This is a genomic window from Streptomyces sp. NBC_01335 (genome assembly GCF_035953295.1).
In the GTDB taxonomy this organism is placed as follows: Bacteria; Actinomycetota; Actinomycetes; order Streptomycetales; family Streptomycetaceae; genus Streptomyces.
This window is the reverse complement of record NZ_CP108370.1, coordinates 2,860,755-2,885,914: the sequence shown is the minus strand read 5'-3', so window position 1 is coordinate 2,885,914 and position 25,160 is coordinate 2,860,755. Positions and strand designations below refer to the sequence as shown.

The 25,160-nt window shown below is 71.5% G+C and carries 30 protein-coding genes, 1 tRNA gene, 1 pseudogene and 1 riboswitch; of the genes and pseudogenes, 19 read left to right on the top strand and 13 right to left on the bottom strand.

Features of this window, described 5'->3' with window-relative positions; all coding sequences use genetic code 11:
- The first annotated feature begins 55 nt into the window (after positions 1 to 55).
- The 3 genes from OG599_RS12255 (at position 56) to OG599_RS12245 (ending at position 1,506) form a co-directional block, all read left to right on the top strand.
- Positions 56 to 184 carry a putative leader peptide gene (locus tag OG599_RS12255; protein ID WP_327176015.1) on the top strand — a complete coding sequence of 43 codons (129 nt, stop codon included), beginning with the start codon at positions 56 to 58 and terminating at the stop codon, positions 182 to 184.
- A gap of 93 nt (positions 185 to 277) precedes the next feature.
- On the top strand, positions 278 to 556 hold the full coding sequence (locus OG599_RS12250; RefSeq protein ID WP_327176014.1) for a MoaD/ThiS family protein: 279 nt from the start codon (positions 278 to 280) through the stop codon (positions 554 to 556).
- Positions 556 to 1,506: a PLP-dependent cysteine synthase family protein gene (locus OG599_RS12245; RefSeq protein WP_327176013.1), complete on the top strand. Its 951-nt coding sequence runs from the start codon at positions 556 to 558 to the stop codon at positions 1,504 to 1,506. The genes OG599_RS12250 and OG599_RS12245 overlap by 1 nt, the downstream gene beginning before the upstream one ends.
- 229 nt (positions 1,507 to 1,735) lie before the next feature.
- On the opposite strand, the gene OG599_RS12240 is transcribed toward OG599_RS12245, so the two are convergent.
- Positions 1,736 to 2,263: a type II toxin-antitoxin system PemK/MazF family toxin gene (locus OG599_RS12240; RefSeq protein WP_327176012.1), complete on the bottom strand. Its 528-nt coding sequence runs from the start codon at positions 2,261 to 2,263 to the stop codon at positions 1,736 to 1,738.
- A 236-nt stretch (positions 2,264 to 2,499) separates the two neighbouring features.
- Between OG599_RS12240 and OG599_RS12235 the strand changes: the two genes are divergently transcribed.
- The gene (locus OG599_RS12235; protein WP_327176011.1) at positions 2,500 to 3,252 is read left to right on the top strand and encodes an MBL fold metallo-hydrolase; all 753 of its coding nucleotides are present in this window, start codon (positions 2,500 to 2,502) and stop codon (positions 3,250 to 3,252) included.
- 201 nt (positions 3,253 to 3,453) lie between these two features.
- Here OG599_RS12235 and OG599_RS35455 read toward each other — a convergent pair whose 3' ends face one another.
- The gene (locus OG599_RS35455) at positions 3,454 to 3,720 is read right to left on the bottom strand and encodes a DUF7916 family protein (RefSeq protein ID WP_442809423.1); all 267 of its coding nucleotides are present in this window, start codon (positions 3,718 to 3,720) and stop codon (positions 3,454 to 3,456) included.
- Between OG599_RS35455 and OG599_RS12230 the strand changes: the two genes are divergently transcribed.
- Entirely contained in the window at positions 3,623 to 3,889 is a 267-nt protein-coding gene (locus OG599_RS12230; protein ID WP_327176010.1) for a hypothetical protein, read from the top strand. The two genes, OG599_RS35455 and OG599_RS12230, sit on opposite strands and share 98 nt — an antisense overlap.
- A gap of 148 nt (positions 3,890 to 4,037) precedes the next feature.
- Here the strand turns inward: OG599_RS12230 and OG599_RS12225 are convergent, their stop codons facing one another.
- Complete coding sequence (locus OG599_RS12225; RefSeq protein WP_327176009.1) at positions 4,038 to 5,297, bottom strand: PTS transporter subunit EIIC; 1,260 nt, start codon at positions 5,295 to 5,297, stop codon at positions 4,038 to 4,040.
- Between the two features lie 215 nt (positions 5,298 to 5,512).
- On the opposite strand from OG599_RS12225, the gene OG599_RS12220 reads away from it, so the two are divergent.
- The 4 genes from OG599_RS12220 (at position 5,513) to rdgB (ending at position 7,965) form a co-directional block, all read left to right on the top strand.
- The gene (locus tag OG599_RS12220) at positions 5,513 to 5,746 is read left to right on the top strand and encodes a PTS glucose/sucrose transporter subunit IIB (protein ID WP_266704842.1); all 234 of its coding nucleotides are present in this window, start codon (positions 5,513 to 5,515) and stop codon (positions 5,744 to 5,746) included.
- 219 nt (positions 5,747 to 5,965) lie between these two features.
- Positions 5,966 to 6,712 carry a ribonuclease PH gene (gene rph, locus OG599_RS12215; protein ID WP_327176008.1) on the top strand — a complete coding sequence of 249 codons (747 nt, stop codon included), beginning with the start codon at positions 5,966 to 5,968 and terminating at the stop codon, positions 6,710 to 6,712.
- Between the two features lie 186 nt (positions 6,713 to 6,898).
- Positions 6,899 to 7,291, top strand: coding sequence for a hypothetical protein (locus tag OG599_RS12210; protein ID WP_327176007.1), 393 nt, complete (start codon positions 6,899 to 6,901; stop codon positions 7,289 to 7,291).
- Positions 7,292 to 7,362: 71 nt separating this feature from the next.
- Positions 7,363 to 7,965, top strand: coding sequence for an RdgB/HAM1 family non-canonical purine NTP pyrophosphatase (rdgB, locus tag OG599_RS12205; RefSeq protein WP_327176006.1), 603 nt, complete (start codon positions 7,363 to 7,365; stop codon positions 7,963 to 7,965).
- A 58-nt stretch (positions 7,966 to 8,023) separates the two neighbouring features.
- On the opposite strand, the gene OG599_RS12200 is transcribed toward rdgB, so the two are convergent.
- The 5 genes and pseudogenes from OG599_RS12200 to bcp form a co-directional block, all read right to left on the bottom strand.
- Positions 8,024 to 8,107: transfer RNA gene (locus tag OG599_RS12200), tRNA-Leu, on the bottom strand.
- An 88-nt stretch (positions 8,108 to 8,195) separates the two neighbouring features.
- Positions 8,196 to 8,846: an HNH endonuclease gene (locus OG599_RS12195; RefSeq protein ID WP_327176005.1), complete on the bottom strand. Its 651-nt coding sequence runs from the start codon at positions 8,844 to 8,846 to the stop codon at positions 8,196 to 8,198.
- Positions 8,843 to 9,527 (bottom strand): annotated as a pseudogene (locus tag OG599_RS12190) (HNH endonuclease signature motif containing protein). The gene OG599_RS12195 and the pseudogene OG599_RS12190 overlap by 4 nt, the downstream one beginning before the upstream one ends.
- A 152-nt stretch (positions 9,528 to 9,679) precedes the next feature.
- Positions 9,680 to 11,176 (bottom strand): glycine betaine/L-proline transporter ProP, encoded by a 1,497-nt coding sequence (gene proP, locus OG599_RS12185; RefSeq protein ID WP_327176004.1) that lies wholly within the window; start codon positions 11,174 to 11,176, stop codon positions 9,680 to 9,682.
- A gap of 219 nt (positions 11,177 to 11,395) precedes the next feature.
- Entirely contained in the window at positions 11,396 to 11,863 is a 468-nt protein-coding gene (bcp, locus tag OG599_RS12180; RefSeq protein WP_327176003.1) for a thioredoxin-dependent thiol peroxidase, read from the bottom strand.
- Between the two features lie 128 nt (positions 11,864 to 11,991).
- Here bcp and OG599_RS12175 point away from each other — a divergent pair, with 128 nt between their 5' ends.
- The 3 genes from OG599_RS12175 (at position 11,992) to OG599_RS12165 (ending at position 13,302) form a co-directional block, all read left to right on the top strand.
- The gene (locus OG599_RS12175; protein WP_327176002.1) at positions 11,992 to 12,324 is read left to right on the top strand and encodes a DUF3618 domain-containing protein; all 333 of its coding nucleotides are present in this window, start codon (positions 11,992 to 11,994) and stop codon (positions 12,322 to 12,324) included.
- A gap of 149 nt (positions 12,325 to 12,473) precedes the next feature.
- Entirely contained in the window at positions 12,474 to 12,815 is a 342-nt protein-coding gene (locus tag OG599_RS12170) for a GroES family chaperonin (protein ID WP_266704824.1), read from the top strand.
- Between the two features lie 60 nt (positions 12,816 to 12,875).
- Positions 12,876 to 12,942: riboswitch (guanidine-III (ykkC-III) riboswitch) on the top strand.
- Positions 12,943 to 12,981: 39 nt separating this feature from the next.
- Positions 12,982 to 13,302: a DMT family transporter gene (locus OG599_RS12165; RefSeq protein ID WP_327176001.1), complete on the top strand. Its 321-nt coding sequence runs from the start codon at positions 12,982 to 12,984 to the stop codon at positions 13,300 to 13,302.
- A 47-nt stretch (positions 13,303 to 13,349) separates the two neighbouring features.
- Here OG599_RS12165 and OG599_RS12160 read toward each other — a convergent pair whose 3' ends face one another.
- The gene (locus tag OG599_RS12160) at positions 13,350 to 15,854 is read right to left on the bottom strand and encodes a transglycosylase domain-containing protein (RefSeq protein ID WP_327176000.1); all 2,505 of its coding nucleotides are present in this window, start codon (positions 15,852 to 15,854) and stop codon (positions 13,350 to 13,352) included.
- A gap of 190 nt (positions 15,855 to 16,044) precedes the next feature.
- Between OG599_RS12160 and OG599_RS12155 the strand changes: the two genes are divergently transcribed.
- The 4 genes from OG599_RS12155 (at position 16,045) to OG599_RS12140 (ending at position 19,729) form a co-directional block, all read left to right on the top strand.
- Positions 16,045 to 16,845 (top strand): ABC transporter permease, encoded by an 801-nt coding sequence (locus OG599_RS12155; RefSeq protein ID WP_327175999.1) that lies wholly within the window; start codon positions 16,045 to 16,047, stop codon positions 16,843 to 16,845.
- 58 nt (positions 16,846 to 16,903) lie between these two features.
- The gene (locus OG599_RS12150) at positions 16,904 to 17,785 is read left to right on the top strand and encodes an ABC transporter permease (protein ID WP_327180012.1); all 882 of its coding nucleotides are present in this window, start codon (positions 16,904 to 16,906) and stop codon (positions 17,783 to 17,785) included.
- A gap of 101 nt (positions 17,786 to 17,886) precedes the next feature.
- A complete protein-coding gene (locus tag OG599_RS12145; protein ID WP_327180011.1) occupies positions 17,887 to 18,936 on the top strand; it encodes an ABC transporter ATP-binding protein in 1,050 nt (349 codons plus the stop codon).
- Positions 18,937 to 19,006: 70 nt separating this feature from the next.
- Positions 19,007 to 19,729, top strand: a complete 723-nt coding sequence (locus OG599_RS12140; RefSeq protein WP_442809672.1) for a DUF1707 SHOCT-like domain-containing protein — start codon at positions 19,007 to 19,009, stop codon at positions 19,727 to 19,729.
- Between the two features lie 57 nt (positions 19,730 to 19,786).
- Here OG599_RS12140 and OG599_RS12135 read toward each other — a convergent pair whose 3' ends face one another.
- Positions 19,787 to 20,965: an SGNH/GDSL hydrolase family protein gene (locus tag OG599_RS12135; RefSeq protein ID WP_327180010.1), complete on the bottom strand. Its 1,179-nt coding sequence runs from the start codon at positions 20,963 to 20,965 to the stop codon at positions 19,787 to 19,789.
- A gap of 479 nt (positions 20,966 to 21,444) precedes the next feature.
- Between OG599_RS12135 and OG599_RS12130 the strand changes: the two genes are divergently transcribed.
- Positions 21,445 to 22,770 (top strand): DUF445 domain-containing protein, encoded by a 1,326-nt coding sequence (locus OG599_RS12130; protein ID WP_327175997.1) that lies wholly within the window; start codon positions 21,445 to 21,447, stop codon positions 22,768 to 22,770.
- A 121-nt stretch (positions 22,771 to 22,891) separates the two neighbouring features.
- On the opposite strand, the gene OG599_RS12125 is transcribed toward OG599_RS12130, so the two are convergent.
- On the bottom strand, positions 22,892 to 23,194 hold the full coding sequence (locus OG599_RS12125) for a hypothetical protein (RefSeq protein ID WP_327175996.1): 303 nt from the start codon (positions 23,192 to 23,194) through the stop codon (positions 22,892 to 22,894).
- Positions 23,195 to 23,366: 172 nt separating this feature from the next.
- Here OG599_RS12125 and OG599_RS12120 point away from each other — a divergent pair, with 172 nt between their 5' ends.
- Together OG599_RS12120 and OG599_RS12115 are read left to right on the top strand one after the other, a co-directional pair.
- Positions 23,367 to 23,558, top strand: coding sequence for a hypothetical protein (locus OG599_RS12120; RefSeq protein WP_327175995.1), 192 nt, complete (start codon positions 23,367 to 23,369; stop codon positions 23,556 to 23,558).
- On the top strand, positions 23,555 to 23,947 hold the full coding sequence (locus OG599_RS12115; RefSeq protein ID WP_327175994.1) for a TetR/AcrR family transcriptional regulator: 393 nt from the start codon (positions 23,555 to 23,557) through the stop codon (positions 23,945 to 23,947). Before OG599_RS12120 ends, OG599_RS12115 begins: the two co-directional genes overlap by 4 nt.
- Here OG599_RS12115 and OG599_RS12110 read toward each other — a convergent pair.
- Both OG599_RS12110 and OG599_RS12105 read right to left on the bottom strand, forming a co-directional pair.
- Positions 23,926 to 24,375 carry a peptidoglycan-binding domain-containing protein gene (locus OG599_RS12110; protein WP_327175993.1) on the bottom strand — a complete coding sequence of 150 codons (450 nt, stop codon included), beginning with the start codon at positions 24,373 to 24,375 and terminating at the stop codon, positions 23,926 to 23,928. The two genes, OG599_RS12115 and OG599_RS12110, sit on opposite strands and share 22 nt — an antisense overlap.
- 313 nt (positions 24,376 to 24,688) lie before the next feature.
- Positions 24,689 to 25,075 carry a hypothetical protein gene (locus OG599_RS12105; protein WP_327175992.1) on the bottom strand — a complete coding sequence of 129 codons (387 nt, stop codon included), beginning with the start codon at positions 25,073 to 25,075 and terminating at the stop codon, positions 24,689 to 24,691.
- Between the last annotated feature and the right edge of the window lie 85 nt (positions 25,076 to 25,160).

The following is a 25,160-nucleotide window of genomic DNA, read 5'->3' as shown; positions in this document are numbered from 1 at the left end:
CCGCGATGTGAGATCACACTCGGGTTTGCCGAACGGGAATCGATACGATGACCGCATGGTTTCCCATGACGTGAGCGAAATGACGCCGGGCGCACTGCTCGTCGCGCGGCTGCACGTCGACCTGTGCAGGCATTCCAGTGCGATCTGTCCCGGTCGCGGCCTGCCCACCGGGCCCACGGCCTGAGCCCCGGCCCGAGCGCCCCACCTCACGTACCACCACCCGCGCGGGTGCTGAAACGCGCGCCACGCCACCCCGCTTCCGACAGGAGCCCACGCCATGGCCATCGAGGTCCGCATCCCGACCATCCTTCGCACCTACACCGACGGCGCCAAGGCGGTCGAAGGCAGTGGCGAGACCCTCGCCGAGCTCTTCCACGACCTGGAGACCCGGCACAACGGCATCCGTGAGCGCATCGTCGACGGCGAGCAGCTCCGCCGGTTCGTGAACGTCTACCTCAACGACGAGGACGTCCGCTTCCTCGACGGCATCGCGACCAAGCTCAGCGACGGCGACAACGTCACCATCCTCCCGGCCGTCGCCGGCGGCATGCGCTGATGCGGTACGACTCCCCCCTGGCGGCCGTGGGCAACACCCCCCTGGTCCGCCTGCCGAGGCTCTCGCCCTCCGACGACGTCCGGATCTGGGCCAAGCTGGAGGACCGCAACCCCACCGGCTCGGTCAAGGACCGCCCCGCGCTCCACATGGTCGAGCAGGCGGAGAAGGACGGGCGCCTGAAGCCCGGTTGCACCATCCTGGAGCCGACCAGCGGCAACACCGGCATCTCGCTCGCCATGGCGGCCAAGCTCAAGGGCTACCGCATCGTCTGCGTCATGCCGGAGAACACCTCCCAGGAACGGCGCGACCTGCTCGCCATGTGGGGTGCCGAGATCGTCTCCTCACCGGCGGCCGGCGGCTCCAACACGGCCGTCCGCGTCGCCAAGGAGCTCTCCGCCCAGCACCCCGACTGGGTGATGCTCTACCAGTACGGCAACCCGGACAACGCGGGCGCCCACTACGCCACCACCGGACCCGAGATCCTCGCCGACCTCCCGTCCGTCACCCACTTCGTCGCGGGCCTCGGCACCACCGGCACCCTCATGGGCGTCGGCCGGTACCTCCGCGAGCAGAAGCCCGGCATCAGGATCGTCGCCGCCGAACCCCGCTACGACGACATCGTCTACGGGCTCCGCAACCTCGACGAGGGCTTCGTGCCCGAGCTGTACGACGCCTCGGTGCTGACCACCCGCTTCTCGGTCGGCTCCGCCGACGCCGTCGCCCGCACCCGCGAACTCCTCCAGCAGGAAGGCATCTTCGCCGGTGTCTCCACCGGTGCAGCCCTCCACGCGGCCATCGGCGTCGGCCAGAAGGCCGTCAAGGCCGGGGAGAGCGCGGACATCGTCTTCGTCGTCGCGGACGGCGGCTGGAAGTACCTCTCGACCGGCGTCTACACGGCCCCGACCACGGAAGCCGCCATCGAGACCCTGCACGGCCAGCTCTGGGCCTGACCGCCCCGGCACCGTGTCCCCGCAACGCCGACGCCCGCACCCGGGCGTCGGCGTTACGCGTTTCCCGGGCCTCGCGCACAACCCTCGTACCCGGGCCCCTCACTCGCCCCGCGTACCCAGGCCCGCGCTCGACCCGCGTACCCGGGTCCCTCTCCCGACCCGCGTACCCGGGTCCCTCGCTCGACCCGCGTACCCGGGTCCCTCGCTCGACCCGCGTACGCCCCGGACATCACCCCAGCCCCCGCACCCGCCCCCACAGCTCCGCGTCCACCCGGCCCACCCGCCGCCGGAAGCCGTCCACCGCGACCTCCCGCAGCTCGTCCGTCTCCAGGAAACTCCGCCGCCCCCGCGCGTCCCCCACCGTCCCGTCCGGCAGCGCGATCACCCCCGGCCGCTCCTCGTGGTGCTTACTGGTGATCTTCGCGACGACCGCCCGGCCGCCCCGTACCGACAGCACCAGGCACGGCCGGTCCTTCGACCCCGGCCCGTCCTCGTACGGCACCTCGGCCCACCAGATCTCACCCGGTTCCGGAACCCGGCCCGCCCCACGGCCCCGGCCTGCCCCGACTCCCCGCCCCGGCTCCGACGGACGGCCCGGCGGCCCGGTGCGACCACCCGGACGGGCACCCGTACGGCGCCCCGCACCCCGTTCACCGCCCCGGCGCCGCGCACCGCTCCGGCCCCGGCCGTCCACCACCGACGCCACCAGCGCCAGCACGACCAGCACGGCCAGAATCACCCACCAGTACGTTTCCATCCCCCGACCGTACCGGCGCCCGCCCCGCCACCGCCGCACACCGGAACGACCCCGTACGAACGGGCACACGCCCGAAGTCCCCCGGCTTCCATCGAACCGGTGACAGCACAGGTGAGTTCCCCCACAACGGCAGGCCGCAGAGGAGCGACCAGGAGATTCGCGCCTTACGCTCGACGGACCCGCACCCCCCGAACCCACCCGCCGCACCGTGGCCACGTCTCGGAGGTCCACGCTCCATGAAGCTCACCGTCGTCGGCTGCTCCGGCTCCTTCCCGTCCGCGGGATCGGCCTGTTCGAGCTACCTCGTAGAGGCCGACGGCTTCCGGCTGCTCCTCGACATGGGCAACGGCGCCCTCGGCGAGCTCCAGCGCCACGTCGGCCTGTACGACCTCGACGCCGTCTTCCTCAGCCACCTGCACGCCGACCACTGCATCGACATGTGCGCGTACTTCGTGGTGCGCTACTACCCGAACGACGGCACCCGCCCCGCCCCGCTCCCCGTGTACGGCCCCGAGGGCACCGAGCGCCGGCTGACCACCGCCCACGCCGACACCCCGTCCGAACGCGCCATGGGCGAGGTCTTCGACTTCCGCACGCTCAAGCCCGGCTGGTTCGAGATCGGCCCCTTCACCGTCCGCACGGAGAAGCTCTGCCACCCCGTCGACACCTTCGGCATCCGGATCGAACACGGCGGCCGCTCCCTCACCTACTCCGGCGACACCGGAGCCTGCGAGTCCCTGGACGAACTCGCCGAGGACGCCGACCTCTTCCTGTGCGAAGCATCGTTCGTCCACGGCAAGGAGGACATCCCCGACCTCCACCTCAACGGACGCGAGGCCGGGGAGTGCGCCGCCCGCGCCCGCGCCGGACGGCTGGTACTCACCCACATCCCGCCGTGGACCGACGCCGAACGCAACATCGAGGACGCCCGCGAGGTCTACGCAGGCCCCGTCGAGCTCGCCGTACCGGGCGCCGTCTACGAGATCTGAGCGCGCCGCCCGGCTTTCGTCGGTCCTCGCCCGGCCCTCGCCCGGCCCCTAGGCCGTGTCTGACAATTCCCGCCGGGCGGTCGGCGCCCGGCACGGCACCTCGCGGTGTTGTCGGACCGCCCGCGTACATCCAGTACGCGGGCGGTCCTCCGCCTTGCGAGGCACCGCACCGGACACCGCCCGCTGATCCGACGCGAATTGTCAGACACGGCCTAGGAATCGGTATCGGCACAGGCACGGGCTCAGGACCTGCGGCTGCCGCGACCGCTCAGCGCCATCCGGTTCCCAGGTGTGCCGACGCCCGCGGACCGCAACGGAGTACGCGTACAGCAGCTCCGGATCGCCCGTCCCCGGCAGGAACGCGTCCCCGATGCGATGGGCGTCGATCCCGATCTCCTTGGCGTTCAGGGCCAGCTGGGGCACCACGTCCGTGTGCGCGCCCTCCTGGCTCGTACCGATCGCCCCCATCACCACCACCGTTCTCGCCGGACCGGGCGGAGAGCACCGCCCGGTCCGCGAACACCTCGGCCACCATCGTCCGCCCCTCGGCGGCGTCCACCGAAGTGGTCAGCCTCCGCCCCCGCAGGGCGGCGAGCTGCTCACGGTCGAGATCGAGGATGCGGGGCGTCGTCGGTGAAGTCATGGGACGAGCCTAAGACGCAAAGGGTGCAATTGGTGTGAAACAACGGCATGGTGGGGCGCTGAGGGGGAGCGCGGATAGGGAGCGCGGAGGGCCCCGGACCGCGTACGTGCGTACGGTCCGGGGCCCTCGGGTGCGGGCGACGCTACTTCGTGACGTCCCGCTCGATCTCCTTCTCCACCTCCTCGGGCTCCCGCCCGGGGGTCTGGATGTTGAACTTGATGATCGCGAACCGGAAGATCACGTAGTAGATCACCGCGAAGCAGAGTCCGATCGGGATCAACAGCCATGGCTTCGTGTCCAGATGCCAGTTGACGACCAGGTCGATCAGACCGGCCGAGAAACTGAAGCCCGCATGGACCCCGAACGCCCAGGTGACACCCATCGAGACGCCCGTCAGGACCGCGTGCACGCCGTACAGCAGCGGCGCGACGAACATGAACGAGAACTCCAGCGGCTCCGTCACACCCGTCACGAACGAGGTCAGGGCCACCGACAGCATCAGGCCCCCCACCTCCTTGCGCCGCTCCGGCCGCGCCGTGTGCGCGATGGCCAGCGCCGCCGCCGGCAGACCGAACATCATGATCGGGAAGAAGCCCGAGGTGAACTGCCCCGCCGTCGGGTCCTCCGCGAAGAACCGCGAGATGTCGCCCTGCACCGTCTTGCCGTCGGCGCCCGTGAAGTCGCCCGCCTGGAACCAGAAGAAGGTGTTCAGGAACTGGTGCATGCCGATCGGGATCAGTAGACGGTTGGCGAAGCCGAAGATGGCCGCACCCCACGCACCGAGGTCGATCAACTGCTTGGCGAACCAGGTCAGCGCGTCACCCACCGGCTGCCACAGCAGACCGAAGACCACACCGAGAATCACGCAGAGGAACGCCATCAGGATCGGCACCAGCCGGCGCCCGTTGAAGAACCCGAGCCAGTCCACCAGCTTCGTACGGTGGTACCGCTGCCAGACCACCGCGGTCAGCAACCCGATGAGGATGCCGCCGAGCACCCCCGGGTTCTGCGGGACACCTTCCGGCGCCTTGTCGGTCACCGAGCCGTCCACCGGGAAGGCCGACAGCACACCCCGGTAGACCAGGAAACCGACCACCGCCGCCAGCGCGGTCGAGCCGTCCGCCTTCTTCGCGAAACCGATCGCCACACCGATGCAGAACAGCAGCGGCAGGCCCACCGTGCCGTCCAGGATCGCCGAACCACCGTTGAGCAGGACCTTGGACGTCTTGTCCCAGAACCGGCCGTTCAGATACGAGTCGAACAGGTTGCCGAGGCTGACCAGCAGACCCGCCGCGGGAAGCACCGCCACCGGGAGCTGAAGGCTCCGGCCGATCTTCTGCAGACCCGAGACCGGGCCGTTCCACCACTTTGGCTGCGGACCCGCAGCCGCGGTCGTACTCATCGGCATCCTCCCGGAACACGGTCACGTTCGGCGGTCGTCGCAGCCGGCTCGGGCCAGGTGCGCTGACGGTACGGAGCCCGTCCCGAGGGCGGAGCACCGGTGAGCGTCATCCTTGGCGATGGCCCGACCGGGCGCCCGCGAAGTTGGGCCAACCGTGCGTTAGCGTGACAAAGCGGACCCACGGTGGGTCCGCACGCTGCGACAGGGAGAAGGACATGGCCAGCAAGGCTGAGAAGATCGTCGCCGGGCTCGGCGGTATCGAGAACATCGACGAGGTCGAAGGCTGCATCACCCGCCTCCGCACCGAAGTCCACGACCCCAGCAAGGTCGACGAAGCCGCCCTCAAGGCCGCCGGAGCCCACGGCGTCGTCAAGATGGGCACCGCGATCCAGGTCGTCATCGGCACCGACGCCGACCCCATCGCGGCCGACATCGAAGACATGATGTGACGGCGTGACCGGCTGACAGCAGCCCCCTGTCACCCCCCTGGCACCACCTCTGCACCACCCCCGCCGGGTGCCGGCCCCCGACCGGTCCGCACCCGGCACCCGCCCGACGAGACGCCCCATCCCGTCCCGTACGGACCTCGCCCCCCGGCACTCCGTTCCGTACGGACGCCCCACCGCACCCGAACGGACCCGCCCCCGCCAACGGATAAAGTCGACGCCATGTCTCGCATCGACGGCCGCACCCCCGACCAGCTCCGCCCCGTCACCATCGAACGGGGATGGAGCAAGCACGCCGAAGGCTCCGTACTCGTCTCCTTCGGCGACACCAAAGTCCTCTGCACCGCCTCCGTCACCGAAGGCGTACCGCGCTGGCGCAAGGGCAGCGGCGAAGGCTGGGTCACCGCCGAGTACTCCATGCTCCCCCGCGCCACCAACACCCGCGGCGACCGCGAATCCGTACGCGGCAAGATCGGTGGACGCACCCACGAGATCAGCCGGCTGATCGGCCGCTCGCTGCGCGCCGTCATCGACTACAAGGCCCTCGGCGAGAACACCATCGTCCTCGACTGCGACGTCCTCCAGGCCGACGGAGGCACCCGCACCGCCGCCATCACCGGCGCCTACGTCGCCCTCGCCGACGCCATCACCTGGGCCCAGGGCAAGAAGATCGTCAAGGCCGGCCGCAAGCCCCTCACCGGCACGGTCTCCGCCATCAGCGTCGGCATCGTCGACGGCACCCCCCTCCTCGACCTCCGCTACGAGGAAGACGTCCGCGCCGAGACCGACATGAACGTCGTCTGCACCGGCGACGGCCGCTTCGTCGAGGTCCAGGGCACCGCCGAGGCCGAGCCCTTCGACCGCAAGGAGCTCAACGCCCTCCTCGACCTCGCCACCGCCGGCTGCGCCGACCTCGCCGCCTTCCAGAACGAGGCACTCGCGCGCACCCTCGGCACCCCCGGCGCGTAACACCCACCCTTCCCCGGGTGAAGAAGCAACCAAGAACGCACCGCACAGCGTCCTCACAGACACGGGCGCACGGGTCGAACCGTGCGCCCGTCCATGTGTCGACCAGTCCATGCGACGACCCGTCCATGTGCCGACCGGTCCATGCGACGACCGTTCCGTGTGACCATCCCGGGGAGGGACCGCACCATGGCTCTGCGCCGCCACCACCACCGCACCGCACTCGCCGTCACCGCCGCAGCACTGACCCTGACCGCGCTGGCCGGGTGCGGCGCCGTCGACAAGGCCCTCGACTGCGTCCGTACCGCCGACGCCATCGCCACCAGCGTCGGCAACCTCCAACAGGCCGTCTCAAACGCCTCGGGAGACGTGACCCAGGCGTCCGAGTCGCTCGACCAGATCGACCAGGAACTCGGCAAGCTCAAGGACACCACCGACAACGCCGACCTCGGCAAGGCCGTCGACGACCTCCAGGCCGGAGTCGGCCAGGTCCGCGCCTCCATCGAGGCGGGCGACACCACCCCCGACGTCGGCCCGGTCACCGACGCCGCCGGCGAGATCGGCAAGGTCTGCTCACCGTGAACCGGTGAGGCGAGACGGGGCGGGGCGGGCCCGGGGCACCTCCGCGACGGCGGGGGAGTGACAATCGATCCATGACCCGCCTGATCCTCGCCACCCGCAATGCCGGGAAAATCACCGAACTCCACGCGATCCTCGCCGACGCCGGCCTCAGCCACGAACTCGTCGGCGCGGACGCGTACCCCGAGATCCCGGACGTCAAGGAGACCGGCGTCACCTTCGCCGAGAACGCCCTGCTGAAAGCCCACGCCCTGGCCAAGGCCACCGGCCACCCGGCCATCGCCGACGACTCCGGCCTCTGCGTCGACGTACTCGGCGGCGCCCCCGGCATCTTCTCCGCCCGCTGGGCCGGCCGGCACGGCGACGACCAGGCCAACCTCGACCTGCTCCTCGCCCAGCTCGGCGACATCGACACCCCGCACCGCGCCGCCCACTTCGCCTGCGCCGCCGCCCTCGCCCTCCCGGACGGTACGGAACGCGTCGTCGAAGGCCGCATGCCCGGCACCCTCCGCTTCGCCCCGGCCGGCGCGCACGGCTTCGGCTACGACCCGATCCTCCAGCCCGAGGGCGAGACGCGTACCTGCGCGGAACTCACCCCGGCGGAGAAGAACGCCATCAGCCACCGCGGCAAGGCGTTCCGCGCGCTGGCACCGGTGGTGCGGGAGCTGGTGGGCTGAGGCGCGGGCAGCAGAAACGGCCTGCGCGTCGATTCCTCGAAGCGCAGGCCGTTCAGTGTGCGGCGGAAGGGATTCGAACCCTCAAGCCGTTTCACGGGCCACAGATCCTAAGTCTGCTGTGTCGCCGTTGCACCACCGCCGCCAGCCGCCAGTCATCGTACGGGCGGAGAGCCCAGTTTACTTGGCACGGACGGAGACTGGAGCCTGCCCCGGCAGGAACCAGGATTCGATCACGGGGCAGCCGACCGGTTTCCTCCTCGACACCATGTGCTGGTGATCGCATGGCAGTTGGGACAGAGCATCCGCAGGTTCTCGCGGCGATCGTCGCAGGGGTCGCCGTTGACGTGATCGATCTCCAGCGTCATGGGCTTTCCCAGCCAGACCGCTTCCGTGCCGCATCCGGCGCAGTTCTGCGGCGTGCCCAGATCGAGCAGCGCCTGGCGCAGCCGGGTCGCACGGCTTCGCGGGCCGGCGTGGCGTACGAGAACATCCTCGGCGCGCCTTTTCGGCGCGTGTCGTTTTGAACGCTGATGGGCCTGCCCCAGGAAATGCGACGTGTCGATTCCCTGTTCCGACACCCAGGTACGGAGCAGGGCGCGTTGGGCACCGTTGTCGGCTCGTCCGAGGCGTCGCAGCGTCTCTGCGATGCTGACGGACCGTGCGACCGCCTCGACGACCCGATCGGGGTCGGGGCGTGGACGCCTGCCCGTGGGCCGGAAGTGCGAAACGTCGATGGCGTAGTGGGTGAACCGCCTCATCAGGTAGCGGCCGAGTCGTTCGTACGGGGGAGTGCCGAGATGGGCGATGACCTCTTCGATGGTGTGGCACTCGGCCGCCGCTTCCGCGAGCGTCGCCCGGTCGTACGTGCGGGAGGCGTTCATCGCGCCGCCGCCGGTGTGCGGACGGGACGCCTGCGGTCGGTTCGGGAACGTTTGCTCCGTCCTCTGTACGAATCAGTCGTCGAGTGACAGTTGGGACACAGCATCCGGAGGTTCTCCACCCGGTTGTTCCGCCAATTGCCGTCGATGTGGTCGACCTCCAGCGGCAAGGGGCGCCCCTGCCAGGTCCCGGCGTTACCGCACCCGGTGCAGCGCTCCTCGACACCGAGGAGCGTCAGGGCTCGCTTCAAGCGGCTGCTCTGCTCGCGGCGTGCCGCGGCGGGGTCCTGTTCGACGAGCAGCTCCTCCGGAGTGCGATGCCGTCGGCCCTTCGACGAACGGGGCGCGGAGGATTCGAAATGGGAGGTATCGATCCCCAGGGACCTGACTCGGCGACTGATGTGGGAGTGGTTTCCCCCACCGCGTCCAGTCCCAGAAGACGCAATACGCCCACCATGGTCGTCGAAGCGGCGACAGCGGGTTCGAGCACCTCCTTGGTCCACCGTGTGCCCTCCCGCTCGAAGTGTGAGGTCGCGATGCCCATTTTTTTCGCATGCGATCCAGAAGGTAGCGCCGAGAGCCGCTCCAGGGCGGCAGCCCCAGACCGATCATGGCCTGGGACATGGTTCGCGACGACGCGGCTGCCTCCGACAGCACCTGATGCGTGTAAGGACTGACCGGCATCTCTTCCTCCCCGTCCGGCCGCGCGTTCGCGGCCTCGTACGGAGCAACGAACCGGTAATCGGACCGTCACGTCCGTCATGCGGTGAGATGCGGAAGGGCCCGTACCGCTTCCTCGACCGAAGCGGTACGGGCCCTTCCGTGCGGGTGCTGCGTCAGAACTTCGGGTCCGGCGACTGCGCGTGGACGAGCTCCGCCGCCTCCTCCGGGGTCTCCACCGAGGGCGGGGAGCCGTCGAGGGGCTTGTTGGCGGTCTCCTTCATGCAGGCCACGGAGACCACGCCGACCAGGGCGGCGGCCATCGCGTAGTACGCGGGCATGAGGTTCGTACCGCTCCAGCTGATCAGGGCGGTGATGACCAGGGGGGTCGTGCCGCCGAAGATCGACGCGGAGAGGTTGTAGCCGACGGAGAGCGAGCCGTACCGGACGTTCGTCGGGAAGAGGGCCGGGAGGGCCGCCGACATGGTGCCGAGCATGCAGAGCAGCGAGAGGCCCAGCATGAGCATGCCGATGGTGATGGCCGGGATGCTGCCCTGCCGGATCAGCAGGAACGACGGCAGCGAGAGCACCAGGAAGCCGAGCATGCCCGTCATCAGCAGCGGCTTGCGGCCGAAGCGGTCGGAGAGCTTGCCGACCTGGCTGATGAGCAGCATGAGGACGACCATCACCACGAGCAGGATCAGCAGGCCGTGGGTCTCGCTGTAGCCGAGCTCGTCGGAGAGGTACGTCGGCATGTACGAGAGGAGCATGTAGTCGGCGATGTTGTAGGCGCCGACCAGGCAGATGCAGAGGATCAGCGTCGGCCAGTAGTCGCGGAAGATCTTCGCGAGGTCGCCCTTGGCGGTGGTCTCCACGCTGTCGGCGGCCTCGGAGGCGTGGGCGGTGCCGCCCTCCAGCTTCTGGAAGGCGGGGGTCTCGTCGAGGCGGAGGCGGAGGTAGAGGCCGACGAGGCCGAGGGGGCCCGCGACGAGGAACGGGATGCGCCAGCCCCAGCTCTCCATCTGGCCGGTGTCGAGGAGCGCGTAGAGCGCGGTGACCAGGCCGGCGGCGCCGACGTATCCGGCGAGGGTGCCGAACTCCAGGAAGCTGCCGAAGAACCCGCGGCGCTTGTCGGGGGCGTACTCGGCGATGAAGGTGGAGGCGCCGCCGTACTCACCGCCGGTGGAGAAGCCCTGGAGCATGCGGAAGAAGATCAGCAGGGCGGGGGCCCAGATGCCGATCGCGTCGTGCGAGGGGATGAGGCCGATGGCGAAGGTGCCGATCGCCATCATGATCATCGTGAGGGCGAGGATCTTCTTGCGGCCGACCTTGTCGCCCATCGGGCCGAAGAACATGCCTCCGAGTGGCCGGACGAGGAAGGCCACGGCGAAGGTCGCGAAGGAGGAGAGCAGCTGGGTCGTGTCGTTCCCGGACGGGAAGAAGACGTGCCCCAGGGTGACGGCGAGGTAGGAGTAGATGCCGAAGTCGAACCACTCCATGGCATTGCCGAGTGAGGCCGCTTTCACCGCGCGCTTGACGGCCTGGTCGTCGGTGACCGTGATGTCGGTGCGGCGGAGTCTGGGGTTCTGGCGTTTCCGGACGGCCCGGAAGAGCATGGGGTGGCGCTTGACCGCGTCGGGGTCGGCCGCCTGGTGGGGGTCGGTGGCCGCCATGGCCGGGTCCTTTCCTCGGAGGGTGTTCCAAGAAAGGCTTCTGTACGGTCATGGCGGTCGCAAACCGATCGGCCCGGTGATTGCGAGGTCCCTCACAGCTTCGCGACAGGTTCCTGCCGTTTCCTGCGGGTTTCCCGGCTCCTCGGTTTCCGCGGGTTCCCCCGGGCCTGCGGGTTCGGTGTGCAGTGGTGAACACCGAACACCGCCCGAGGGGGTGCGTCAGATCTTGAGGTCCTTGATGATCTTCGCGACGTGGCCGGCGGCCCGGACGTTGTAGAAGGCGTGTTCGATCAGGCCCTGCTCGTCGACGACGAAGGTGGACCGGATGGTGCCCGTCACCGTTTTGCCGTAGTTCTGCTTCTCGCCGTAAGCGCCGTAGGCCGCGAGGACCTCCTTGGACGGGTCGGCGACCAGGGTGACCTTGAGGTTCTCCTGCTCGCGGAACTTCGCGAGCTGCTCCGGCTTGTCGGGCGAGATGCCGATGACGTCGTATCCGGCACCGCTCAGCAGGTCCAGGTTGTCGGTGAAGTCGCAGGCCTGCTTGGTGCAACCGGGGGTAAGGGCCTTGGGGTAGAAGTAGACGATCACCTTGCGGCCCTTGTGGTCCGCGAGCGACACGTCCTTGCCGTCGGCGTCCGGAAGGGTGAAGGCGGGGGCGGTGTCGCCGGGCTGGAGGCGCTCGCTCATGGTTCTCCTCGGGTGGCGCGTGGGGTGTACGCGACCGAGCGTAATAGGGGTGCCGCCGGGTGTGCGGGCGGTCGAGCTGACAGACTGTCGATGAAGGTTTACCGGACGACCACCACGGAGGCGGCGCAGTGTCGGATACGAGGACCCCTGCGCAGATCGAGGCGGACATCATCAGCAGGCGCGAGCAGCTGGCTGTGGTCCTCGACGAGATCGGGGTGCGGGTGCACCCGAAGACGATCATCGGTGACGCGAAGGCCATGGTCGCCGAGAAGGTGGACCGCACGGCGGGCCGCGCGTACGTCGCGGTGAATCGTTCGGTCTCGGACGTGAAGGCGCGATTCGTGGCGGAGGACGGCTCGCCGCGGCTGGAACGGGTGGTGCCGGTGGCGCTGCTCGCGGTCGGTGTGGTGGGTCTGCTGGTCGTGTCGGTGCGGCGCCCGAAGGGCAGCCGGCGCCGGTAGGTGGGTGGCGCCGGGCGTGGCCGGTCCGGTGGGACCGGCCGCCCGGTGGTCGCCCGGCGGCGCGGGGAGGATACGCGTCGTGGCGCGGATGCGGGTGGACGTACCCCCTACGGCGTACGGGCGGTGGTCCGGCGGGTAGGTTGCGGGGCGTGAGCGACAACACCCAGGACGACAAGCTGCCCATCCGCATGCTGCACGACCGTGTGCTGGTCCGGTCCGACTCGCCGGAGGGCGAGCGCCGGTCCGGAGGCGGCATTCTGATTCCCGCGACGGCCGCGGTGGGCCGCCGTCTGGCGTGGGCCAGGGTGGTGGCCGTGGGCCAGAACGTGCGGTCGGTCGAGCCGGGGGACCGGGTGCTGTACGACCCCGAGGACCGTGCCGAGGTCGAGGTGCGGAGTGTGGCGTACGTACTGATGCGGGAGCGGGATCTGCATGCGGTGGCTGCGGACCGTTTCGAGGGCTCGGTCGATTCGACGGGGCTGTATCTGTAACCGCTGTCCCTCGTGGTGGGGCCCGTGGAGCCCGGTGACTCCTGTCACCGGGCTCCACCGCGTTTGTTGCTACGGTGGAACGACCCGACGAGACGCGCCGTACCGGGCAAGGCAAAGACGACGCGGTCCGTGTTGTTCCGTGCGTCAGTCGTCGGAGGTGGCCGTCGTGGCCTGGGTTCTCTTGATCGTTGCCGGCCTGCTCGAAGTGGGCTGGTCGGTCGGTATGAAGTACGCGGAGGGGTTCACCCGGCTGTGGCCGAGCGTGTTCACCGTCCTCGGGATCGTGGCCAGCATGCTGCTGCTGGCGCAGGCGGCGAAGTCGCTGCCGATCGGCACGGCCTACGGCGTGTGGGTGGGGATCGGGGCCGCCGGTGCGGCGGTGCTCGGGATGGTGGTGCTGCACGAGCCGGTGACCGCCGCGCGGATCTTCTTCGTCTGCCTGCTGCTGGTGTCCGTGGTGGGGCTGAAGGCGACTTCGGGGCACTGAGCCCCCGGTCTCCCCGGTCTCCCCGGGTATCTCCGGGTCTCCCGGTCTCACCGCCAGGGGTACGGGAGGTTCGGGCCCCGGTCCGGGCCGCGGGCTCCCTCGGCCGGGCCGCCGCCCGTGCTGCCGTCCCCGGTGGGGCCGCCGCCGTCGCCGGTCTCCCCGGTGGTGGTGCCGGTCTCCCCGCCGCCTTCGGCGGTGCCCGCGTCGGTGCCGCCGGCGTTCGTACCGCCGGTGTCGTTGCCGTTGCCGCCGTTCGCGGTGGACCCGCCCGCGCCGTTCGTGTTGGAGCCGTTGGCGTTGGAGCCCCCGGTGGGGCCGCCGCCGGTGGTGCCGCCCGTGCCGGTGGCGGTCGGGCCGGGGGTGGCCGGGGTGGTGCCGGCGGAGGTGGTGGGGGTGGCGCCGCTCGGGGTGTCCGACGGGGAGTCGGGGTCGGCGGGCGACGACTCGTCCTCGGAGGGGTCGGGTTCCTCGCTGCCCTCCGCCAGGTCCAGGTCGAAGTCCTGCACCTCGGAGCCTTCGAGGGCGGCCGCGGTGTAGTCGGCCCAGGTCTCGGCGGGGGCGCCGCCGCCGTTGACGCGGGACTGGCCGAGGGCTCCGTACAGGGACTCCTGCGTTCCGGTGTCCGGGTCCTGGCCCATGACGGCGACGACGGTCGCGAGGTCGGGGGTGTAGCCGGCGAACCAGGCGGCCTTGTCCTCCTCGGCGGTGCCGGTCTTCCCGGCGGCGGGGCGGCCCGCGCCCTGTGCGGCCGTACCGGTGCCGCCTTCGACGACGCTCCGCAGGATCGCGGTGGTGGTGTCGGCGGCCTGCCGGCTGACGGCCTGCCGGGTGGTGCGGTCGGGGAGCGAGACGCTCCGGCCGTCCTTGGTGACCTTCTCCACCAGGGTGTACGTGCCGTGCCGCCCGTGGTTGGCGAGGGTCGCGTACGCCTCGGTCATGTCGAGCACGCTGGCGGTGGCCGGGCCGAGCGCGATGGACGGGGAGGCGGTCAGGTCGGGGGTGTCCTCGGGGACGCCGAGGTCGATCGCGGTCTCCTTGACCTTCTCCGGGCCGACGTCCTCGGCCATCTGCGCGTACACCGCGTTGACGGACTTGTCGGTGGCCTCGCGGACGGTGATGGATCCGTAGCTGACGTCGTCCTCGTTTGCGGGGGCGTACCCGGTGTCCCCCTGGCGCCCTTGGACGGGGCGCTCGTTGGTGCCGTCGTAGCGGGTGTTCGGGGTGATCCGGCGGCCGTCCTGGGTGGTGGCGCCGGTGGCGACGGCTGCGGTGAAGACGAACGGCTTGAAGGTGGAGCCGACCTGGTAGTCGCGGCGGGTCGCGTTGTTGACGTACTGCCGGGTGTAGTCGATCCCGCCGTACAGGGCGACGACCTTGCCGGTGCCGGGGTCGATGGAGGCTCCGCCGACGCGGACGTTGCGGTCGGCCGCGCGGCTGTCGTCGGTCCGGGAGGTCACGTTCTCCTCGACGGCGTCCACGAAGGCGTCCTGCTTCCCCTTCTCCAGGGTGGTGGTGATCCGGTAGCCGCCGGTGGCGAGGGTCTCCTCGTCGACGATCCCGTGGCCGGTCAGGTAGTCCTTGACGGCGTCGACGAGGTAACCGCGCTGCCCGGAGAGGCCGGTGGAGGTCTTCGCCCCGTCCGGTGGCGGGAAGGTGAGCGCCGCGCGGGCGGAGGCGCCGAGCCACTCCTCCTTGACCATGCCGTCGAGCACGTAGTTCCAGCGGGCGAGGACGGCCGGCTTGTTCTCCGGGTGGGCGACGACGTCGTACGCGCTGGGGGCGTTGAGGAGCGAGGCGAGGTACGCGCCTTCGGCGACGCCGACGTCGGTGACGTCCTTGCCGTAGTACGCCTGGGCGGCCGCCTGGATGCCGTAGGCGTTGCGGCCGAAGTAGCTGGTGTTGAGGTACCCCTCGAAGATCTGGTCCTTGGTCTGCTCGCGGTCCAGCTTGATCGCGATGAAGAACTCCTTGGCCTTGCGGACGACCGTCTGCTCCTGGCCCAGGTAGTAGTTCTTGACGTACTGCTGGGTGATGGTCGAACCGCCCTGCCTGCCCTTGCCGGTGACGGTGTTCCAGGCGGCGCGGACCATGGCGCTGATGTCGACGGCGCGCTCGGAGTAGAAGTTGCGGTCCTCGGCGGCGAGCACCGCGTGCTGGACGTCCTTCGGTACCTGGGCGAGCTGGACGTTCTCCCGGTTGACGTCGCCGTCGCGGGCGATGACCGCCCCGTCGCGGTAGAGGTAGACGTTGCTCTGGGCGGTGGCGCTGGAGTTCGCGGCGGGGATGTCGACGAGCTGGTAGCCGACGACGAAGCCGCCGACGAGCAGGACGGCGACGAGCAGGACGGCCCCGAGCACCATCCGCCAGGTCGGGACGAGGCGGCGCCAGCCCTTCCGCCTGGGGCGTTTCGCGCGCTTCTGCGCGGCCTCGGCGTGCGGTGTTCCGTCCGGTGTTCCGTCCGGGTGTTCCTCCCCGGCGGGCGCGGCGCCTTCGTCTCCGGAAGGTTCCCCCGAGGGGTCCCGGGGGGCCCAGCGCTCTGGCTCGTCGCTCATGTCGGTGAAGACTCCTCGGCCGCGGACAGTTCTCCCATACTGCCCCTTTCGCACCGATAACCCTCGGAACGCACCTGGTTGCGCCCCGGTACGCCCCGCCGGATGCCGCGCGCGCCCCCGGAAAAGAGGTCGCCGGGCGCCGGAAAGCTGGGCTAGTGTCGGCCGCTTTGGTGCCGGGAGGGGGAGAGACGTGCGGCTCTATGCCGTGGTGGCGGCGGGTGGGTTCCGCCGGCATGCCACCTACCGGATGGCGACGATGGCGGGGATCTTCACCAACACCGTCTTCGGCTTCATCATCGCGTACACCTACACCGCGCTGTGGTCGGAGCGGCCGGACCTCGGCGGCTACGACACCGCGCAGGCGCTGACCTACGTCTGGCTGGGACAGGCGCTGCTGATGACGTGTTCGCTGATGGGCGGCGGATTCGAGGGCGACCTGATGGAGCGCATCCGCACCGGCGACATCGCGATCGACCTCTACCGGCCCGCCGACCTCCAGTGCTGGTATCTGGCCGGGGACCTGGGCCGGGCCGCCTTCAACTTCCTGGGGCGCGGCGTCGTACCGATGGCGATCGGTGCGTTCGCCTTCGACCTGGCCCTGCCCGTCTCGCCCTGGACGTGGCTGGCGTTCCTGGTGTCACTGACGCTCGGGGTGGTGGTCAGCTTCGCCGTCCGCTTCCTCGTCGCGCTGGCCGCGTTCTGGCTGATGGACGGGGCGGGGGTACTGCAGATCAGCTTTCTGACGGGGCTGTTCTTCTCGGGGCTGCTGCTGCCGCTCAACCTGTTCCCGGGGCTGCTGGGCGAGGTGGCGCGGGCCCTGCCGTGGTCGGCGTTCCTCCAGGTGCCCGCCGACGTGTTCCTCGGCGAGCGCACCGGATGGGACCTGGTGGGGGCGCTCGCCTTCCAGGCCGGCTGGGCGCTGGTCCTGCTGCTGGCGGGCCGGGTGCTCCAGTCCGTCGCGACGAGAAGAGTGGTGGTGCAGGGTGGCTGACACGGTGCTCGCCCCGGGCGGCGACGGCGGCGGCAGCGGAACGGGCGGCGGCAGCGGTATGGATGAGGGTGCGGGTACGGGACGGGGAGCGGGGCCCGGGGCCTTCGCCCGGCCCGGTCCCGTCGAGCGGTCGCCGCTGGTGGAGGGGGTCCGCGCCTACCGGCTCATCGCGGGGATGTGGATCCGCTCGACGATGGCGTACCCGGCGTCGTTCGCGATGACCACGCTCGGCAACTTCCTCGCGACCGTCTTCGACTTCGTCACCATCATGCTGATGTTCGGCCACGTCGACGTGCTGGGCGGCTACTCCCTGCCGGAGATCGCCCTGCTGTACGGGATGGCGGCGACCGCGTTCGGGCTGGCCGACCTGCTGCTCGGGTCCCTGGACCGGATCGGCGAGCGGGTGCGGGACGGCACGTTCGACACGCTGCTGGTGCGGCCGGTGCCGGTGCTGGTGCAGGTGGCGGCCGACCGGTTCGCGCTGCGCCGGGTGGGGCGCATCGTTCAGGGGCTGATGGTGCTGGGGTACGCCCTGGTGGTCCTCGACATCGACTGGACCCCGCTGAAGGTGCTGCTGGTGCCGCTGGCGGTGGTGAGCGGCGGGGCGTTCTTCGGGGCGGTCTACGTCGGCGGGTCGGTCGTCCAGTTCTTCGCCCAGGACGCGGCGCAGGTGCAGAACTCCTTCACGTACGGCGGCCAGACCCTGTTGCAGTACCCGCCCTCGGTCTTCGCCCGGGAGCTGGTGCGCGGGGTGACGTTCGTCGTGCCGCTGGCCTTCGTCAGCTGGCTGCCGGCGCTGTACGTACTGGGGCGGGAGTACCCGGTGGCGCTGCCGGAGTGGGTGGCGTTCCTGTCGCCCCTGGTGGCGGCAGGGTGCGGGCTGCTCGCCGGGCTGGCGTGGCGCGCCGGGCTTCGGGCGTACCGGAGCACGGGAAGTTGACCGGGGGCCGGGGCGGGGGTCGGGCGGGGTTACGGGAACGGGGTTCGGGCGTGGAGACGGGAGCGGGCATGGCGCGGAACACGGGCACGGGTGTGGCGACGATGGGGACGACGGCGGGAGCGGTGGTGGGGACGACGGTGGCGGAGGACGTACGGGCTCCGGTGGCCGACGACTCGTTCATCGAGCTGGAGGGGGTGGAGAAGGTCTTCGAGGTACGCCGCAGGTCGGGCTTCCTGCGCCGCGAGCGCCGCGAGGTGCGCGCGGTGGACGGGATCAGCTTCCGGGTGGCACGCGGCGAGATGGTCGGGTACATCGGCCCGAACGGTGCGGGCAAGTCGACGACGATCAAGATGCTGACCGGAATCCTGACGCCGAGCGGCGGCCGGCTGCGGGTCGCGGGCGTCGACCCGTCGCGCGAACGCACCCGGCTGGCGCACCGCATCGGGGTGGTGTTCGGGCAGCGCACCACGCTGTGGTGGGACCTGCCGCTGAAGGACTCGTACCGGCTGATGCACCGCATGTACCGCATCCCGGACGCGCGTTACCGCGAGAACCTCGACCGGTGTGTCGAACTCCTCGATCTGGCAACTCTGTTGGACACGCCGGTACGTCAACTCTCCCTCGGGCAGCGGATGCGCGGCGACATCGCGGCGGCGCTGCTGCACGACCCGGAGGTGCTGTACCTGGACGAGCCGACCATCGGGCTCGACATCATCTCGAAGACCAAGGTGCGGCAGTTCCTCAAGGACCTCAACGAGGAGCGGTCCACCACCGTCCTGCTCACCACCCACGACCTCACCGACATCGAGCAGTTGTGCCGCCGGGTGATGGTGATCGACCACGGCCGGCTGATGTATGACGGCGCGCTCGCCGGGCTGCACGAGGCGGGCGGGAGCGAACGCGTCCTGGTGGTGGACCTTGAGCGTGAACTCCCTCCGATCACCGTGGAGTCGGAGGGTCCGCTGCGGGCGCGGGTGCTCAGGACGGAGGGGCCGCGCCAGTGGCTGGCGCTCCCGGCGGACGCCTCCGTCGCCCCTCTGGTGGCACGGATCGCGGCGGAGTACCCGCTGAAGGACCTCTCGGTGCGGGAGCCCGACATCGAGGACGTGATCGCCCGGATGTACGCGGCGGGGCCGCACCCCGACGCGTAGGGCGGGGCGCCCTGGTCCGGTGGAGCGTGCCGTGCATAGGGTGTGCGTCATGACGAGCGAACTCCCCGACATGCGTGCCTCCGACGCCGAGCGGGAACGGATCGCGGAGATCCTGCGGGACGCCATGGCCGAAGGCCGCCTGGACATGGGGGAGTTCGAGCAGCGGCTGGAGTCGGCCTATGCGGCCCGCACGCGGGGCGAGTTGACTCCGCTCGTCCGTGATCTGCCGGTCTCCGGAACGCCGTTGCCGGATGTGGGCGGGGCCGCGGTGCCGGTGTGGTCGGAGCGGATCGGCGGGGAGCCGACGTCGACGGGCGGGTTCGCGCTCTGGGGTGGCTTCGGCCGCAAGGGGCGCTGGACGGTGGGCCGGACGTTCACCTCGTTCGCCATGTGGGGCGGCGGCGCCATCGATCTGCGCGAGGCGCGTTTCGCGGAGCGCGAGGTGACGATCCGGTGCGTCGCGATCATGGGCGGGGTGAGGGTCACCGTGCCGCCTGACGTCCATGTGCGGGTCAACGGGATCGGCTTCATGGGCGGGTTCGACGAGCGGACCAGGGACGAGGGGGAACCCGCCCCCGACGCGCCGAGGGTGACCGTCACCGGCTTCGCGCTGATGGGCGGCGTCGGGGTCGAACGCAAGTGGAGCAGGGCGGAGCGCCGCCGCCGCAAGGAAGCCGAAGCGGAGGCGCGGGCGGACGCGAGGGCGGACGCGGTGGGCCGGGCGGAAGCGCCCCGGACGGTGGACGGACCGGGTGAGGCGCGCGGGCCCGGTAGCGGCAAGAAGCTGCTCTGAGGCGGGTGCGGGGGCAGGCGCTCGTGCTGGTGCCGGGTCCGGTCCGGCCCCGGGTGGTCATCCCTTCGGGCCGCCGGTCAGCAGGCCGAGGTCGATGCTGTCGGCGAGGGCCCGGTACCCCGTGTCGTTGAAGTGCAGGTGGTCGCCGCTGTCGTAGTCGGCCCGGATGCGTTGCGGGGCGGCGGGGTCGCGGACCACCGCGTCGAAGTCCACGTACGCGTCGAACACCCCCTGGGCCCGGATCTGTTCGTTGACCTCCTGGCGGATGGCCTCGCGGGCGGGCGTGTAGTTCCCGATGCCCTCGAAGGGCGTCAGCGTCACCCCGATCACCCGCAGCCCCCGGGCGTGGCCCTGGGCGGTGAGGCGGCGCAGGGCGTCCACGACCCGCTGCGGGTCCAGGTTCTCGGAGGCGGTCTGGGCGTCGTTGATGCCGAGCGCGACGATCACCGTACGCACGCCGGTGACGTCCAGCGCGTCACGGGCGAAGCGGGTGGTGCCCGCGATGCCGCCCCGGCCGTCGGAGAGCAGGCGGTTCCCCGAGATGCCCTGGTTCGCCATGCCCCAGCGGCCCTTCAGGCGGTCGGACAGGAGGTCCGGCCAGCGCCGGTTGGCGCCGGGGGTGGAGCCGCTGCCCGCCGTGAGCGAGTCGCCGAACGCGACGACCGTGCCCGAGGCGGTCGTACTGAACACGTCCACGGCCGTCAGATAGCGCCAGTCGTCGACGGGCCAGGTGGTGCGGGCGCCGACCAGGTACGAGGTCTGGAACGCGCGCGGGTGCTGCGTGACGTGCCCGCCGGTCGTGAGCGTACGGAAGGACACCACCAGGTTCGAGTCGGCCGCGATCCTCGTCGTCACGGCGTCGCTCACGATCCGCCCGCCCGCCGGGACGGTGACCTTCCCCGCGCCCCCGAACGTCACCGGGCGCGCGTTCACCCGCGCCCGGTCGACCACCAGCGCGCCGGTGCCGAAGAGGTTCGAGAGGGTGATCCGCGCCGCGTCGCCGCCGGTACTGCTGTGCACCGTGTTGCGTACGGTCGTGCCCGCCGGGTCGTGCGCCGTGTCCGAGGCGGCGCTCACCGGCGCTGCCGTCCAGGTGGCGACCCACCGGCCGCTCGCCGCGGAGGGTTCGCGGCCGGCCGGGTGTTGGCCGGCCGCCCGCAGACCGGTGTCGCGGGGGTCGGTGAGCAGCGCCGTACCGACGGCGAGGGCGGCGGCGAGTACGGCGGTGACGGTCACGAGGACCAGGAGCAGGGCGCGCGGGCGGCGCCGGGCGCCCACCCCGGGGCTCCCGCCGGGCTCGCGGGGGCCGGGACCCGGTCCGGCCTGGTCACTGCGGACGACCCTGGACATGTGCGGTACGGCTCCTCGTGTTCGGCCCGGCTCCCCGGGACATCGGTGCGCGACGGGCCGCCGGGAACTGGGCGGGCGGCCCGGGAGTAGGACAGTGGGGACAATGCGTACGACGGGGGAAGACGTGTACGCGAACGGACGGCGCGGTCGTACGGGACCGGGTGAACGGCGGACCGGGACACGGCAGGAAAGCGAGGCGGGACGCGGTGGATCGTAATGAACGGGGCGGGAGCGCGGGGCCGGAACACGGCAGAGACCCGGATCCGGATGCTCCGGCGGGTGCCGGTGCTCCCACGGGTCCGGACGCCCCCACGGGTCCGGACACTCCGGTGGGCTCGGACACTGCGGCGGGTCCGGACACTCCGGTGGGTGCCGACCGTACGGTACAAGCTCCGCGTGCGGCCGGGCGGGCCGCCGCCCCCCTGGCCTCGTTCGCGTACACCGCCGCCGACGAGGAGAAACGGCGCGGGGTGCGCCGGATGAAGACCACCGCCACCGGGCTGCTCCTGCTGGTCGCGCTCGTGTACACGCTCGCCACCTGGGCGAAGAACGCGGGCGTGGGCGGCTGGCCCGGTTACGTCGCCGCCGCGGCCGAGGCGGGCATGGTGGGTGCGCTCGCCGACTGGTTCGCCGTGACGGCCCTCTTCCGCCGGCCGCTCGGCCTGCCCATCCCTCACACCGCGATCATCCCCACGAAGAAGGACCAGCTGGGGGCCTCGCTCGGGTCGTTCGTGGGCGAGAACTTCCTCTCCGCCGACGTGGTGCGCGGCCGGATCCACGCGCTGGGCATCGGCGGGCGGGTCGGTGCCTGGCTCGCGGAGCCGCAACACGCCGACCGGGTCACCGCCGAGCTGGCGACCGCGTTGCGCGGGGCGCTGACCGTGCTGCGGGACGCCGATGTGCAGGCCATCGTCGGGGAGGCGATCACCCGGCGGGCCGACGCCGTGGAGGTCGGGCCCGGGCTCGGGAAGATGCTGGAGAAGGTGGTGGCCGACGGCGGTCACCGCAAGGTCGTGGACCTGGTCTGCGTCCGCGCGCACGACTGGCTGGTCCTGCACGGCGACGCGGTGATGGACGCGGTGCAGGGCGGGGCGCCCGGCTGGACGCCGAGGTTCGTCGACAAACGCGTGGGGGAGCGGGTCTACAAGGAGCTGCTGCGGTTCGTCACGGAGATGCGGGACATGCCGGGCCACCCGGCCCGCGAGTCCATCGACACGTTCCTGGCGGACTTCGCCGCCGATCTCCAGACGGACCGGGACACCCGGGAACGCGTGGAGCGGCTGAAGTCGGAGATCCTGGGGCGCCGCGAGGTGCAGGACGTGATCGCCTCCGCCTGGTCCTCCGTACGTACGATGATCATCGCGGCGGCCGAGGACGAGCGGAGCGAACTGCGGCTGCGGGCGCGGGCTTCGCTGATGTCGCTGGGGGCCCGCCTCGCCACCGACGAGCGGCTCCAGGACAAGCTGGAGGGGTGGCTGGAGGACGCGGCGGCCTACGTCGTCACCACGTACCGCACCGAGATCACCTCGCTGATCAGCGACACCGTCGCGGGCTGGGACGCCGACCAGACCTCGAAGAAGATCGAGGCCCACATCGGCCGCGACCTCCAGTTCATCCGGATCAACGGCACGGTGGTCGGCGCGCTCGCCGGCCTCGCGATCTACACGGTGTCGCGGGCGCTGGGGGGCTGAGGCTGTCCCGCCAGGTTGCGGGACAGCCTGGGGCGCCCGGCGCCCGGGTCCGACGGTTCCGCTGGTACGGCCGGTTCCGCCGGGGTTGTCGGGCCCCCGGGGCTGCCGGGTCCCGGGGCCCTCAGGCCGCGCGGCGGGTGACGGCCCAGGACGCGGCGGCGACCCCGCCGGCGACGGTGAAGACGGCGGGCCAGGCGCCGAGCTTCTTGGCGAGCACGTGCGAGCCGGCGAAGGCGGCGACGTACGCCGTGGTCAGGCCGGTGGCGGCGCGGGGGCCGGCCGTCCGGTTCCACTCGTACGCGGCGACCGCCCCGGCCACGGCGAGCGCGGCGCCGCCCAGGGGGCGCTTCCGGGTCCACCGGGCCACCCCGTAACCGCCGACGAGTCCGCTCGCCGCCACTGCCGCTGCCGGAATCTTCGCCATGGCAGGCACCTTCGCTTTCGTGTTGTCGTCCGAGCCCCGTCGCGACGCGTCCCGCGTCGGCGTCCGGGGAATTCCGAGGCTAACGCGCCACTACGTGCCCGAACCACGGACCCCGGCGGCGAAGGGGTGCACAGGCGTTTACCCGAGGGGTGAACGCCTGCACCCACCGGGCGTGCCCGCCCGCACCGCCTTCCGGCGCCCTCACCGCTGCCCGGAGATCGCCGCCGCGGCCCTGCTCGCCCTGCTGGTCACCCTGCTGCTGCCGGGAACCGGCGGCGCGAAGGCGGGTACGGTCGCGGGGACGAACGAGCGGGCGGACCGGAAGGCAGGTGCGCCGGCCAGAGCCATTCAGGAGGGCGCATGACCGGCCGGGCCACAGCGGGGGTTTCCGGGGCCCTGGATGCTTCTGGGGCCCCGGGTGCTTCTGGGGTTTCCGGGGCGCACGATGCCTCCGGGGCGTCCGGGGTACCGGACGTCGGTACCGGCAAGGCGGCGATCCTGCTGGCGGCCCGGCGGGCGTTCATGCGGAACGCGTACGCCGAGGTCACCATCCGCGGCATCGCGTCCGACGCCGGAGTGAGCCCGTCCCTGGTGGTCAAGCACTTCGGCCGCAAGGAGAGCCTGCACCCCGAGGGGGAAGGCTCCCGCACAACCCCGGAGCGCCTCGCGGACCTCTACGCGCCGGCACTCCAGGCCCTGCTCGCGGGAGCGGGGGCGGGTGCGGAACGGGATCAGCCCGGATACGGGTCGTAGCAGTCGGGCACCGGGTAGTACAGCGCCTCCCAGGTCCGGGCACCGATCACGCCGTCCTCCGGCAGCCCGTGGCACCCCTGGATCCACTCGACCTTCGCCTGGGTCGCGGCCCCGAACTTCCCGTCGACGTTCAGCTTCGGCACCAGCCCTCCCCACACGTTGCTCAGGCACTGCGCCTGCTTCACCGCGTCCCCGCTGCTGCCGGCCCGGAGCACCGGCCGGTCCGAGGCCGCGGTGTACGCGCACCCGCCCGGCACGGTGGCCACGGCGGGGGCGGCGGGCGTCTCCGGGGAAGCGGCGGCGGCCCCGGGCGCGACCGCGAAGGCCCCCAGCGTCAGCGCGGTGGCCCCCGCGAGGGCGACGACGCGCCGCTTCAGCGGCTTCGGGGCGGAGTGAGCGGGCGAGGACGCGGTACGGGAGACGGTCATGCCGGAACCTCCGGTTCGGGGTACGCCGGGCTCCCACGGACCGGCCAGGAACCGGCCCGGTGGAGCGCGCACCGCGATCCGGACCGGGATCCCACGCGGAGCCCCGGCGGTCCGCGGTGCGTCCATCAACGTAACCACAGGTGAGCGCGGCGGGCAGGGCGTGCGGTGGGGGGCGCGGGAGGCGCGCGGTCCGGGCAGGGGTCGCGCGCGGGCCGCCGGGGGCGCCGGGGCGGAGGTGTGCCGGGGGTGCCGGGCGGGCCCAGGGCGGCTCGGGCAGCCGGATCCGGTTACGGCCCCCCGTTCCCACTCGCCCTCACCAGACGAGGACGCCGCCACCGATCGCCAGCGCCCGGTGACAGGCCGCCTCGACGTTCGTGAGCCGGTCCCCGATGCTCCGCACCGCGTCGGCGAGCGGTACGTCCCCCGCGTTGTTCCTCCGCCGCGCGACGGACACGAGGTTCTCCCGCACCAGCGCGCACTCGTCCAACAGCGCGAACACCTCGTCGGGCTGCGCGACCAGCCACCCCTCGGCGAGCTCCGGGAAGAACCGTGCCCCGAGCGCCCGTACGGCCTCCGATGCCCAGACGCTCGTCCGCCACACCTCCGGCCCGGCCAGGTCCGAACAGTCCTCGGGCGTGTCCAGCACATGCGACTCCCCGGTCCCGTCGTCCAGCACGAACACGCTCACCATCAGGGTCATGGCGGCAGTGCAGCACGGAGGTTGGGGGCGGGACCATCGGATTTCCGAGGGCCCGAGCCGGGGCGGGCGCAGCGGCGCCCCGGCT